Below are 12,719 nucleotides of genomic sequence, written 5' to 3'. Positions count from 1 at the left end.
TGCTAATAATGATTGGCGTTTATTATTTAACCTTAAACTTTAATATCATGGCCGAGTTAAATCCTTCAACACCAAAAGCTGGCGGAGCACACAGACGCAAAAGAATGAACCTCCGGGTTGATCTTACCGCTATGGTTGATCTGGCATTCCTGCTGATCACCTTTTTTATCATGACCACCACTCTGGCAAAACCCAAAGCAATGGATCTGGCGATGCCTGCTGACGAACACAACGAACCAGTATCAGCATCCCGGAGCCTTACCCTATGCCTGGGTAAAAATAACCAGCTGATGTACTATCTGGGTGAGTTGAAAAATCCGGTTATCGCGCCGACTGTTACAGGTTTTAATAAAGACGGGATCCGTAAAGTATTGCTCGAAACCGGTAAATCGATACATGATAAAACCGGTAAAAATATGATTGTGCTGGTAAAGCCATCCGATCATTCACTATACAATAACCTGGTTAATATTTTAGATGAACTTACTATAACTGATGTATCTACCTACGCCATTGTGGATATTAATCCTGATGATACCAATATGCTCAAACAAAAAAACATTTATTAACCGCATTAGTTTCCAGGCTTAAAATAAGCAGATTTACAGGCCGGGTATCATAATCATTTGATGATTTTTGATGTCCGGCTTGTTAATTTTAGTTTTAAATAAGCATAATAAATCCCTGCATAACCTGTTATTTGTGTGCTTTTTGTATCATTTTAGTGCATTATTGATAATAACATTTTCTTTTCCTGCGGCATACTAAAAAAATACAAAGTAAGTTTTACCTTTGTACCCTGAAAAAACCGGCAAATTGAATTTTTACAATTGTGTGGCCGGGTGCTATTTTGGAAGGTTGACGTTGAACAGATATTTTATTTAAGCATCGCATTGATAAAATTAAAACACCAATATGTCTTTTGCAGACATTTACAGAGTAGCTTTTGATAATGAACAGTATGGGATATTTTGATCAGATTGATTTGTTAAGGCTACCAAAGCATGTTGCCATTATTATGGATGGCAATGGTCGTTGGGCAAAAGAAAAAGGCAAATTAAGGGTGTTTGGCCATCATAACGGGGTAACATCTGTTAGAGATGTTGTTGAAGGCGCTGATAAATTAGGTATAAAATACATAACGCTCTACACATTTTCATCCGAAAACTGGAACCGGCCTAAACTGGAGGTTATGGCTATTATGGAATTAATGGTTAGTACCATTCATAAAGAAATAGCCGGTTTTATGAAAAACAATATTAAATTAAATGCCATAGGCGATCTGGATATGTTACCCGATAAATGTAACCGGGAACTGAAGGCCGCCATGGAAAAAACATCGGCAAATACCGGGGTGGTACTTACACTGGCATTAAGCTACAGTTCACGCCGTGAAATTGTACGTGCCGCTAAAAATATAGCCATCAAAGTACAAAATGGCGAATTAGAGATAACCGACATCAATGAAGATGTTTTTGAAGATAACCTGTTTACCGGTGATATGCCCGATCCTGAATTATTGATCAGAACAAGCGGCGAATACCGTATAAGTAATTATTTATTATGGCAAATTGCCTATGCTGAGTTGTATTTTACACCTAAGTTTTGGCCCGACTTTAGAAAGGAAGATTTGTACGAAGCTATACTTGATTATCAAAAACGCGAACGCCGTTTTGGGATGACAAGTGAGCAAGTTAACTAAATTTTTTCTTTTAACACTTTTTAACAACTGTATAAATTAATTTTAGCCCACTAAAATATTCGAATGTATAAATTTCTTTTTGCTATTCTTTTCTCTGTTTTTGTTACCTCCGCATTTGCCCAGGTTTCCAATCCTCAGAGAGCACCATTGACAAAATCGATACCGGCCGATAGTTTAAGTTATCTTAATCCCCGGGATTACATTATTGGTGGCATTTCTGTTAGTGGGGCAAAGTATCTGGATAAAGATATTTTGATACAACTTTCAAAATTAACCAAAGGCGATCGTATCAACCTGCCAGGCGAGCGTAATGCCGAGGTAATAAAGACCTTATATTCCCAGGGCTTATTTGATGATGTGCAGTTAAACATTACCAAAATAAACATGGATACCATTTACCTGGAGATAGCTGTTTCTGAACGCCCGCGTTTATCGCGTTTGCATATTACAGGTATACGTAAAGGTGAAATTGAAGACGTACAGAAAAAATTAAATGACCGTACCGGGAAAATCGTCAATGAAAATTTAATAAATACCACTACAGCCATCATCAAAAAACATTTTGGCGAAAAGGGTTTCCTGAACACCACTGTAAAACTTACCCAGCGTAAGGATCCGGGAGATGCCAACAGTGTAATATTGGATGTAGCCATTGATAAGAAAACCAAGGTGAAAATAAACCAGGTTGTTTTTGAAGGCAACAAGGCATTTTCATCAAAAAAGCTGAAGGGCTTTTTGAAAAAAACAAGAGAGCGTAAGTGGTATAACCTGTTTGGTTCTAAAAAATTCAAGCAGGATAAATACGAAGAGGATAAGCAAAGTTTGGTTGAATCGATGCAGAATAAAGGTTACCGCGACGCAGAGATTGTAAGTGATTCTGTTTGGAGCCATGATGCAACCACCGTTAACGTGAAAATTAAAGTTTACGAAGGCCCTAAATATTACTTTGGTAATGTAAAATGGTCTGGTAACGCCAAATATTCTACCGAGTTACTGAACAGGATATTGCACGTTAAAAAAGGTGATGTATTTAGCGAAGATGAGTTGAACAAAAGGTTGGTGGGCCCAACCCCAAGCAATGATGATGTTTCGTCGCTATATCTTAACGATGGTTATTTAACTTACACTGCCGACCCGGTACAGGTTAAAGTTTATAACGATACGGTTGATTTAGACATCCGCGTTTACGAAGGTCCGCAATACACCATTAACCGTGTAAGCTTAAAAGGTAACGATGTAACCAACGATAAAGTGGTTATGCGTGAAATTCAAACTAAGCCAGGTCAAAAATTCAACAAGGAATTGTTGATCCGTAGTTCACGTGAAATTGGTCAGTTAGGTAACTTTGATGAACAAAAAACGGAGCCGAAACCGGTTAACATCAATCCGCAGGATGGTACAGTTGATTTGGTTTACAACGTAGTTGAAAAACCATCAGACCAGATTGAGCTATCGGGTGGTTTCGGCGGCGGTCAACTGGTGGGTACCCTGGGCTTAACTTTCAATAACTTTTCATTAAGAAATATTTTCAACCTCAAAGCATACAAACCATTGCCCAAAGGCGACGGTCAGAAACTGAGCTTACGTGGCCAGTCAAGCGGACGTACCTATCAAAACTTCTCGTTCACTTTCTCTGAGCCATGGTTAGGTGGTAAAAAGCCTATTTACTTTGCGTTATCAGCTTATACACAAGGTAGCTCAACCGGGCAGTATTATCCAAAATCGAGCCCTAATTATAACAATCTGCGTATAAACGGTATTGGTGTAACCTTGGGTAAACGTTTAAAATGGCCAGATAACTACTTCCAGTTAAACTACTCATTAAACGTCGACCACTATAACCTGGATAACTATACCGGTTATTTGTTTCAAAATGGTACTTCATACAACATTAAGTTAACCCAGGAGTTAAGCCGCAACTCTATTGATGCGCCAATTTTCCCAACTCAGGGTTCAAATATTAAATTTACCGTACAGGCAACACCTCCGTACTCGTTATTTAATAATATAAACTACAAAATAGCAACTCCAGAGGAACGCTATCACTTTGTGGAGTATTATAAATTTAAATATGATGCGCAGTGGTTCTCTAAACTGGTTGGTAAATTTGTACTGATGTCGCAGGTAAGATTTGGCTTCCTGGGCATGTATAACAAAGATGTAGGCCCGTCGCCGTTTGAGCGTTTCAAATTGGGTGGTGATGGTATGCAGAGCTATCAGTTTTTACAAGGTAGTGAGATCATCGGTTTAAGGGGTTATCAAAACTTCTCGATAGTACCGGAAGGTTCAACCGAAAATCAAAACAATAACACCGGTAGCACTATCTATAATAAATACACATTGGAGCTGCGTCACCCGGTAATTGCAAGCCAGTCGGCCACCATATTCTTACTGGCATTTGCCGAAGGTGGTAACGTTTGGAATAACTTTAGTCAATTCAATCCGTTTAACGTTAGGCGTTCGGTAGGTGTTGGCGCAAGAATATTTTTACCTATATTTGGCTTGCTTGGATTAGATTATGGCTACGGATTTGATAAAATACCAGGTCAGCCTGACGCAAACAGGGGCCAATTCCATTTTACAATTTCTCAGAGTTTATCCGGCGGATTTAATTAATTTGCACAGCGATATATGAAGAAGATAATTTTAATAGCGTTTTTAACGTTAACAGCATTTACGGGAGCTTACGCGCAACGTTTTGCTTACGTTGATTCGGAGTATATACTAAAACATATGCCCGAATATGCCTCATCACAAAAACAGCTGGCAGCATTATCTGATCAATGGCAAAAAGAAGTAGATAGCCGTTTTCAGGAAATTGACCGCTTGTACAAAGCATACCAGGCCGATCAGGTTTTAATGACGGCTGATATGAAAAAACGCCGCGAGGCCGAAATCGTTGATAAAGAAAAAGCTGCAAAAGATTTTCAACGGCAAAAATTCGGGCCCGATGGCGAACTTTCACAAAAGAGTAATGCCTTGATTAAACCAATCCAGGATCGTGTGTCTAAAGCTGTACAGGCAATTGCCGAAGGCGATAACCTCGATATGGTATTTGATAAAAACAGTGAAGTAATTATGTTGTATGCCAACCCGCGTTATAACCGGAGCAACGATGTGATTACCAAATTAGGGCTTAAACCCGGAGTATTTGCTAAATAAATTTTTGAATAAATAAACAGACTATTATTAAACACAGGACAAGAAAAATGAAAAAACTATTTAAAGTTGCTTTAGTTGCAGTAGGTATGTTATTTGCGGGCAACTTTGCCAATGCGCAGACTAAGATCGGGCACATTAATTTTAATCAATTAATTGACATGATGCCTGAAACTAAAACTGTGACCACTCAGATGCAGGCTTATCAAAAAACATTTATTGATCAGCTTACCAGCATGAACAATGAGTACACTACAAAAGGTCAGGAGTTTCAAAAAAATCAGGCTACTATGACCGATGCTGTACGTACCGTAAAAGGTAACGAACTACAGGATTTGCAAAAACGTATGCAGGATTACCAAAATAACGCACAACAACAAGTTGATGCTAAAAGACAAGAATTAGGTAAACCGCTAATTGATAAAGCTACTGCTGCAGTTAATGCCGTTGCTAAAGAAAAAGGATATGCTTACGTATTAGATTCTTCACAGGTAAGTTTATTGGTATCTCCGGATGCTGATGACCTGATGGCTGCTGTAAAAGTGAAATTAGGATTAAAATAAACATCAATTATTAGTCATTTAAAAAAAGCGTCGCGTATTTACGCGACGCTTTTTTTATTTTTGAAAATGTCTGAATCAGAATTTGCAGAATTTTAAAATTCCCCCAATAAATTCTGATCATTTTAAAATTCTGCAAATTCTGATTCAGACAAATAAATCACTAATTCAATAACTGAATGAAACAACCCATTGGTATTTTCGATTCGGGCTTTGGCGGCCTTACTGTTTTCAAATCAATTATAGAGCAGCTCCCAGAGTATGATTATATATACCTTGGCGATAACGCCCGGGCGCCTTATGGTAACCGTTCTTTCAACACCATTCATCAGTATACCTGGGAGTGTGTGCAGTGGCTTTTTGAACAAGGCTGCCCGCTTATCATTGTAGCCTGCAATACCGCTTCGGCCAAGGCCCTACGCACTATACAGCAGCAGGATCTTAAGACCGTTGATCCTTCAAAAAGAATACTCGGGGTAATACGCCCGACAGCCGAAGTTATTGGTGATTATACCAAAAGCAAAGAAATTGGTGTATTGGGTACAAAAGGAACCGTGCAATCGGGTTCTTATCTTTTGGAGATCCAGCACTTTTTTCCGGATATCAAAGTTCATCAGCAGGCTTGTCCGCTTTGGGTGCCGTTGATTGAGAACGGCGAATATGATCAGCCAGGTGCCGATTACTTTGTGAAATTATACTTGGATCAGATCATGGCGCAATCGTCGCAAATTGATACTATTTTACTGGCATGCACCCATTATCCACTTATTCAGCAAAAAATAGAGGCTAATTTACCCGCTCATGTTAAAGTGGTAGCTCAGGGAGATATTGTAGCCAAAAGCCTGGTTGATTACCTGCAGCGCCATCCCGAAATGGAAACCCAATTAAGCCGGAACCAAACCAAAGCATTTTTTACCACTACCGATGATACGGCCGATTTTGATCATCATGCCTCCGTGTTTTTCTCGGCCCCGGTAAAATCAACTTTTATATCAGCCAATGATCTGGTGAAGTGCTGAAGTAAAAGTCCACGCGTCATTGCGAGGTACGAAGCAATCTCTACATAGGTAGATCAAATATACTTAGTTAATCGCTCTGTACAGTTTAGAGATTGCTTCGTACCTCGCAATGACGCGCTTTTTATTTTCTCTACCCCACAATCCCCACCAACTTAATATAACTTACCCGCCCTAAAATAGTATAACATTTAGTAAGTTTGCGGTTTAAGCAAAACAGGCCTTTGAATACTTATCTGATATATTTTGTTGTCGCTATTGGGCTGTTTAGCTTTTCGGCCTTTTTTGCGTTGTTTGGTGTTTATGCCGAGCGCAAAATTTCGGCATTTATACAAGACAGGCTTGGCCCAACAGAAACCGGTAAGTTTGGCTCGCTCCAAACGCTTGCTGATATATTAAAGATGATCCAGAAGGAACTCATTATCCCGGCCGCTGCCGATAAGTGGCTGTTTATGCTGGCCCCTGCGGTAATTTTTATTGCCGTTTATATGGGCTTTGCCGCGCTGCCCTGGGCTCCTGGACTTATCCCCTCCAAAATAAATCTGGGTATCTATTACATATTCGCCATTATCTCGGTAGAAACACTGGGCATCCTGATGGCGGGTTGGGGATCAAACAACAAATATTCTATACTAGGCGCTATGCGTTCTGCTGCGCAGATCATCTCCTATGAGATACCTGCAGGCTTCGCCATTATAGCGGTAGTAATGATTGCGCAAACCCTCAACCTGCAGGACGTGGCCATGCAGCAAGGCATCCTGGCCGGTGAAAAGATAAAATTCGCAGGCTTTTGGGATGTTTCTAAAATTGGGGGGCTTTTGGGTTGGAACATATTCCGCGCGCCGCACCTGATCATCGCGTTTGTGATTTATTTTATAGCCTCACTGGCCGAAAGTAACCGGGCCCCATTTGATATCCCCGAAGCAGAATCAGAGCTGGTGGCAGGTTTCCATACCGAATTTACAGGTATCAGATTTGCTCTGGTGTTTTTAGCCGAATATTCCATGATGTTCCTGGTATCCATGATCGGGGTTATCCTATTCCTGGGAGCCTGGAATACACCGTTGCCGAATATAGGCCCGGTGCATTTAGCAACATGGACAACCAATATGGCATGGGGCATTTTATGGGTAAGCCTGAAAACGCTTGGTCTGGTAGCTGTGCAGATGTGGATCAGATGGACACTGCCCCGTTTCCGGGTGGATCAGCTAATGAACCTCTGCTGGAAAGTGCTTACCCCGCTGGCTTTTGCCTGTATGTTAATATCAGGTGTATGGCGATTATGGCTAATGTAAGGGGAGAGTCGAGAGATAAGAATCAAGAAATAAGATAAAAAATAAATAAGAAAATAAAATCAAGATAATCCCTGAATTCTGCGAATCAAGATTCAGACAAAATCAAGACAAAAAATCAGCGAAATCAACGTAATCATACAAATCAACGGTCGATGTTTAAAAGGTTAATTAACGGTTTTACTACGGCATGGAAAGGTTTAAGCCTTACCGTGAAGCACCTTTTTGCCTCTAATGCCGACAGGAAGATCATGACCGTAAGCGACAATAATTACTTTAAGCAGCTGGAAGGTACCAACACCATTCAATACCCTAAACAACAGTTACCTGTTCCCGAGGTGGGCCGCTATCAGTTGGACGTGGAAATGGACGATTGTATTGTATGCGATTTGTGCGCCAAGGTATGCCCGGTTAACTGTATCGATATAGAATCGATCAAAGCAACGGAAGCCATCGGCCAAACATCCGATGGTACTACTAAACGTTTGTACGCGGCTAAGTTTGATATTGATATGGCCAAATGCATGTATTGCGGCTTGTGTACCATTGTATGCCCAACAGAGTGTATTGTGATGACCAACCAGTATGATAAAACGGTATTTCAGTTGAGCGATCTTACCTATCAGTTCTCAGACATGTCGCCGGAGGTTGCTGCCGAGAAACGGGCTTTGTTTGATCAGCAGCAAGCCGAAAAACAAGCCGCTAAACTGGCCGCCATGCAAAAAAAGGAGGGCGGAGCATGACCCTGGTACGCATACTCTTTTACTTCCTGAGTTTTATAGCTATAATTTCGGCACTATACGCGGCTTCCAGCAAAAACCTGGTGCGCAGTATATTTGTGTTTTTTGTTACCTTGTTTTCACTGGCCGGTTTATACGTACTGGCCCTGGCCGATTTTGTGGCCGTAACCCAGGTAGTGATTTATGTAGGAGGAATACTGGTGCTCATCCTTTTTGCCTTTATGCTTTCGGGTAAAGAAACCCTCAACGTACTGCAAAAGCAGGAAGGGAAGTTTCTGAGTATGAAAAAATTGCCTGCTATACTTTTAGCTGCGATATTTTTTATTGTATTGATCAACATCGTGATTAAGGCCAATGCCGATAACCTGCCATGGGTTAGGGATGCAATCAGCCTTAAAAATGGAATTACCCCAAAGGATATCATGATTGATAATATCGGGGTTAATTTAATGACCCGCTACCTGTTACCATTCGAAGCCATATCCATCTTATTGCTGGTAGCTTTAGTAGGAGCGGCTCATTTATCACGTAAGGAGGGCAAAGCATGATCACACTCACCGATTTTCTGATAGTAAGCGCTGCCCTGTTTTGTATAGGTTTGTACATGACCATCTCTAAACGAAACGCCATACAAATATTGATAGGCATTGAATTGATCCTGAACGCCGCCATTTTAAACCTGGTAGCCTTTGGCAAATATGATAAAGTGAATAACAGCGGACAAATATTTGCCCTGTTTGCTATTGTGCTGGCCGCCGCTACAACAGCAGTAGCATTGGCTATTATTTTGAACGTATACAGGAGGTATAAGACTATTGATCCAAATGACATTACTAAACTGAGGGATTGAACATGAAAGGATTAATGTTTATATTTTTCGTATTGGCCTGTACAGGTGCTTTTGCTCAAAAGCGGGATACATTTTTTTATGTGGATGGCCCCAAAAAGAAAATGATCATGTGCAGTGCGGCTATTGACAGCAACAGATCATATGTTACGATTAATGGGAGGGCTTATACCGGGGTATTAGATAGTTTAAATACAGATAATATTATACAGTTTAAAGTGTTGAAGGCAACTGAGGCCGTAGCTGTATTGGGTAAAAAAGGAAAAAATGGCGCCATTCAGATCTCCATGAGAGCTCCACATATTCCCGGTAAATCTGTAGCTGGGGCTCCCCCGGGTGAAAACGATATTACGGATTATGTTTTAGATGGCAGGCGATCAAATAAAATGGAGATAACGCATTTGGGGCGCCGTGTTTTAAGTTCAAAATATGATAAAAAAACGGCTGCCGATCCATCAAAGAACAAAGTTATTTTAATAGCCGTTACCCGGAATTATGCCATTAAGCAATACCAAACGAAGCTGAGCCGACTTTCAACCGGATACAAAACATATCTGAATAAACATCATCACGACGATAAAGGTTTAACTTTTATCATTAACGGAGAAAAGTACGCTGTATCAACAGACGATAGGATAAAAAAGATATATGAATTGATTTCAGATGATAAGGTTCAGGATCTTAATTTGAAATACATTATGGGATATGGCCGCGCACCTTCATTTATTAAAATAGATACCAAATAAATTGAGGGGATCAAGGATGAGAAAGCTAGCTTTTATATGCATATGTTATTGGGTTTGCACTTTTAATTATGCGTTTGCACAGGTAACTGATACACTTAAAAAAGCAGCTGCTCTGGAAGCGGTTGTTGGTAAAGATGCTGTTTATGTTATAGATGGGAAAATATCCGATAAAAAGTTAGATGGACTCGACCCTAATGCTATCCTTAGTGTAGATATTTTAAAAAAAGACACAACTTCCGCATTTAAGGAAATTGTAAGGAATAACACAGTTATAATTACAACTAAAGGTTTTGCCTCTATTCAGTATCAAAAGAAGTTAAGTGTCTTTTCAAAGAAGTATAAAAATTACTTGGAATTAAACAAAGGGGATGATTCTAAATTGTCCTACGTTTTAAATGGTAAGCTATTTGACGAAAGCGATAAACGGATTAAATCATTATATGATATTTCTCCAGGGAAAATAAAAGAGGTGATTTTTATCGAGAAATTTTATAAAAATACACTTAACAATATTAAAGAAATTGTAATTATCACAACCAAATAAATTGGACAACTTTTTACCATCCATACAAAGTTTAAACTATACGGTTGCCGCCGTAGCATTACCGCTGCTCGCTGCTCTGATAAACTTTTGTTTACCTGTAAAAAGTAAAGCCAGCGGTTGGATCTCAACTATAGCTATTTTATTAAGCTGTGTATTATCAGCCCGGGTATTTGCAACGGTGTGGAATAATCCGCAGATACATGCGCAGCGTGTTTGGTTCACCATTGGTCAAACCCAGGTTTATGCCGGCATCTTGCTCAATAACCTTTCGGTATTGATGCTGTTGCTGGTATCGGTTATCGCCTTGCCGGTGCATGTCTATTCCACCGCCTACATGAAGCACGACGAGCGGTTCAGTCGTTATTTTACCTATCTCAGTTTCTTTTGTTTCAGCATGCTGACTTTGGTTGTGGTAGATAGTTTGATATTGTTCTACGCCTTTTGGGAGTTGGTTGGTTTTTCGTCATATCTGCTCATTGGCTTTTGGTTTACCAAAAACAAGGCTATTCAAGCTAATAAAAAAGCCTTTATTATGAATAGAATAGGTGATATTGGCTTGCTGAGTGCTATTATTATCCTGTTTGCCCAATTCCATACTTTTGATATTGATACCATATTCGGCCACAACGGACTTGCGCACCTCATGGGTGTACGGGATGGGAAATGGACTTTTGTTCCGAGTCACTTGCCTGATTCAGTCGGCTCTGTTTGGGTTCGGGGAACTATGGTCTCATTACCAGCCCTTTGGCAATATGTGGCCTGTGCCGGTATTTTCCTGGCTGTAGCCGCTAAATCGGCACAGTTTCCACTGCACACTTGGCTGCCTGATGCGATGGAAGGCCCCACTTCGGTATCTGCACTCATCCATGCCGCAACCATGGTGGCCGCCGGTGTATTTTTGCTGGGCAGGGTTTACCCTATGTTCACCGAGAGCGAGCTCACTATACTGGCCTGCATTGGCTGTTTTACTGCGTTTATGGCAGCAACCATCGCCCTAACACAAAACGATCTGAAACGTATTCTGGCTTACTCTACCATATCGCAATTAGGTTTTATGATCCTGGCGATGGGGGTAGGGGCTTATGCGTCTTCACTGTTTCACTTGGCTACACATGCCTTTTTTAAATGTTTGCTGTTTTTGGTGGCTGGTATTGTAATACACCAGATGCAGCATATCAAGGATGATAATCAGCTGGATATCGATCCGCAGGATATCACGTATATGGGTGGCCTGCATAAAAAACTGCCGCTTACTTTTATCGCTGCTGTTATAGGTGCGCTGGCCCTGGTGGGTTTGCCGCTTACTTCGGGTTATCTGTCAAAAGATGGTATTTTGATCCAGGCTTTTGATTGGAGTGAAAGGCAAAACGGATGGTTTAAGATTGTTCCGGTTACTGCTTTGCTTACCAGCTTGCTTACTGCTTTTTATGTAAGCAGGTTAATATTCAAAGTTTTCTTTGGCGAGTTCCGGTTGTTGAAAAGCAACCCGGATATTAAATTGCACTTAAGCGATGGTGGCTGGCCATATAAATTACCTTTGGTGTTATTAGCCGTTTGCTGTTTATTTCCAGTATTTTCTTTTAACCCATTTTCGTTTGAACATACCTGGTTGTATATGGGGCTGGCACATCCCCATTTTCCGAAATTGGAAAGCTCGTATCATCGTATTATTCCCAAGGTAGTAACTGTTTTAAACCTGTTGGTATTGTTAGAGGCCTACCGGATGTATGTGCAAGCAAAGCGTTTCAAATTCCCACAAAGAGGCTTTTTCTATCGCTTATCCTACAATCAATGGTATATTGATAGCTTATATAAACGTGCTATTGTAAACCCGGCATTGCGTCTGGGCAGTATCTGTTTCTGGATCGATCGTACGCTTGTGGATGGCTTGTTACATTTGCTGGCACGTATCAGCGGCGCCATAGCCAAATTAGCTGCCTGGGCAGACGAATATATCGTTGATGGATTTTTACATCTATTGGCCGCTATAGTGCAAAGTATTGGCAATTTTGCACGTAAGTTTCAAAGCGGTAAAGTACAATACTACCTGTTTAGCATGTTGGTAATTGTACTGCTGTTGTTTATTTTAAAAATACTGATATGAAGAAAGAAT

At 40.4% G+C, this 12,719-nt stretch carries 13 protein-coding genes; all 13 read left to right on the top strand.

Features of this window, described 5'->3' with window-relative positions:
* Positions 1–47 precede the first annotated feature (47 nt).
* The 13 genes from G7092_RS12910 to nuoL all read left to right on the top strand — a co-directional run bounded on the left by G7092_RS12910 (position 48) and on the right by nuoL (position 12,710).
* Complete coding sequence (locus G7092_RS12910) at positions 48–569, top strand: ExbD/TolR family protein (RefSeq protein ID WP_166089913.1); 522 nt, start codon at positions 48–50, stop codon at positions 567–569.
* Positions 570–961: 392 nt separating this feature from the next.
* Positions 962–1,702 carry an undecaprenyl pyrophosphate synthase gene (gene uppS / locus G7092_RS12905; RefSeq protein ID WP_166089911.1) on the top strand — a complete coding sequence of 247 codons (741 nt, stop codon included), beginning with the start codon at positions 962–964 and terminating at the stop codon, positions 1,700–1,702.
* Positions 1,703–1,765: 63 nt separating this feature from the next.
* Positions 1,766–4,318, top strand: a complete 2,553-nt coding sequence (bamA, locus tag G7092_RS12900) for an outer membrane protein assembly factor BamA (protein ID WP_166089909.1) — start codon at positions 1,766–1,768, stop codon at positions 4,316–4,318.
* A 15-nt stretch (positions 4,319–4,333) separates the two neighbouring features.
* On the top strand, positions 4,334–4,864 hold the full coding sequence (locus G7092_RS12895) for an OmpH/Skp family outer membrane protein (RefSeq protein WP_076374198.1): 531 nt from the start codon (positions 4,334–4,336) through the stop codon (positions 4,862–4,864).
* Between the two features lie 47 nt (positions 4,865–4,911).
* Positions 4,912–5,424 carry an OmpH/Skp family outer membrane protein gene (locus G7092_RS12890; protein ID WP_166089906.1) on the top strand — a complete coding sequence of 171 codons (513 nt, stop codon included), beginning with the start codon at positions 4,912–4,914 and terminating at the stop codon, positions 5,422–5,424.
* 176 nt (positions 5,425–5,600) lie between these two features.
* The gene (murI, locus tag G7092_RS12885; RefSeq protein WP_166089904.1) at positions 5,601–6,440 is read left to right on the top strand and encodes a glutamate racemase; all 840 of its coding nucleotides are present in this window, start codon (positions 5,601–5,603) and stop codon (positions 6,438–6,440) included.
* Positions 6,441–6,661: 221 nt separating this feature from the next.
* On the top strand, positions 6,662–7,732 hold the full coding sequence (locus tag G7092_RS12880) for a complex I subunit 1/NuoH family protein (RefSeq protein WP_166089902.1): 1,071 nt from the start codon (positions 6,662–6,664) through the stop codon (positions 7,730–7,732).
* 152 nt (positions 7,733–7,884) lie between these two features.
* Positions 7,885–8,472 carry a NuoI/complex I 23 kDa subunit family protein gene (locus tag G7092_RS12875; RefSeq protein ID WP_166089899.1) on the top strand — a complete coding sequence of 196 codons (588 nt, stop codon included), beginning with the start codon at positions 7,885–7,887 and terminating at the stop codon, positions 8,470–8,472.
* On the top strand, positions 8,469–9,017 hold the full coding sequence (locus G7092_RS12870) for an NADH-quinone oxidoreductase subunit J family protein (protein WP_166089897.1): 549 nt from the start codon (positions 8,469–8,471) through the stop codon (positions 9,015–9,017). The genes G7092_RS12875 and G7092_RS12870 overlap by 4 nt, the downstream gene beginning before the upstream one ends.
* Positions 9,014–9,319: an NADH-quinone oxidoreductase subunit NuoK gene (gene nuoK, locus G7092_RS12865; protein WP_166089895.1), complete on the top strand. Its 306-nt coding sequence runs from the start codon at positions 9,014–9,016 to the stop codon at positions 9,317–9,319. Before G7092_RS12870 ends, nuoK begins: the two co-directional genes overlap by 4 nt.
* A gap of 2 nt (positions 9,320–9,321) precedes the next feature.
* Complete coding sequence (locus G7092_RS12860; protein ID WP_166089892.1) at positions 9,322–10,062, top strand: hypothetical protein; 741 nt, start codon at positions 9,322–9,324, stop codon at positions 10,060–10,062.
* Positions 10,063–10,078: 16 nt separating this feature from the next.
* A complete protein-coding gene (locus G7092_RS12855; protein WP_166089890.1) occupies positions 10,079–10,606 on the top strand; it encodes a hypothetical protein in 528 nt (175 codons plus the stop codon).
* 1 nt (position 10,607) lies between these two features.
* Positions 10,608–12,710 (top strand): NADH-quinone oxidoreductase subunit L, encoded by a 2,103-nt coding sequence (nuoL, locus tag G7092_RS12850; protein WP_202985267.1) that lies wholly within the window; start codon positions 10,608–10,610, stop codon positions 12,708–12,710.
* Positions 12,711–12,719 lie beyond the last annotated feature (9 nt).

This window comes from Mucilaginibacter inviolabilis, from assembly GCF_011089895.1.
Taxonomy (GTDB): Bacteria; Bacteroidota; Bacteroidia; order Sphingobacteriales; family Sphingobacteriaceae; genus Mucilaginibacter; species Mucilaginibacter inviolabilis.
This window is presented reverse-complemented; position numbering and strand designations above follow the sequence as displayed.

What these genes read in the sequence shown, in the direction of transcription:
- G7092_RS12910 (WP_166089913.1), top strand. Translation starts at nt 48, where the DNA reads ATGGCCGAGTTAAATCCTTCAACACCAAAAGCTGGCGGAGCACACAGA.
- uppS (WP_166089911.1), top strand. Translation starts at nt 962, where the DNA reads ATGGGATATTTTGATCAGATTGATTTGTTAAGGCTACCAAAGCATGTT.
- bamA (WP_166089909.1), top strand. Translation starts at nt 1,766, where the DNA reads ATGTATAAATTTCTTTTTGCTATTCTTTTCTCTGTTTTTGTTACCTCC.
- G7092_RS12895 (WP_076374198.1), top strand. Translation starts at nt 4,334, where the DNA reads ATGAAGAAGATAATTTTAATAGCGTTTTTAACGTTAACAGCATTTACG.
- G7092_RS12890 (WP_166089906.1), top strand. Translation starts at nt 4,912, where the DNA reads ATGAAAAAACTATTTAAAGTTGCTTTAGTTGCAGTAGGTATGTTATTT.
- murI (WP_166089904.1), top strand. Translation starts at nt 5,601, where the DNA reads ATGAAACAACCCATTGGTATTTTCGATTCGGGCTTTGGCGGCCTTACT.
- G7092_RS12875 (WP_166089899.1), top strand. Translation starts at nt 7,885, where the DNA reads ATGTTTAAAAGGTTAATTAACGGTTTTACTACGGCATGGAAAGGTTTA.
- G7092_RS12870 (WP_166089897.1), top strand. Translation starts at nt 8,469, where the DNA reads ATGACCCTGGTACGCATACTCTTTTACTTCCTGAGTTTTATAGCTATA.
- nuoK (WP_166089895.1), top strand. Translation starts at nt 9,014, where the DNA reads ATGATCACACTCACCGATTTTCTGATAGTAAGCGCTGCCCTGTTTTGT.
- G7092_RS12860 (WP_166089892.1), top strand. Translation starts at nt 9,322, where the DNA reads ATGAAAGGATTAATGTTTATATTTTTCGTATTGGCCTGTACAGGTGCT.
- G7092_RS12855 (WP_166089890.1), top strand. Translation starts at nt 10,079, where the DNA reads ATGAGAAAGCTAGCTTTTATATGCATATGTTATTGGGTTTGCACTTTT.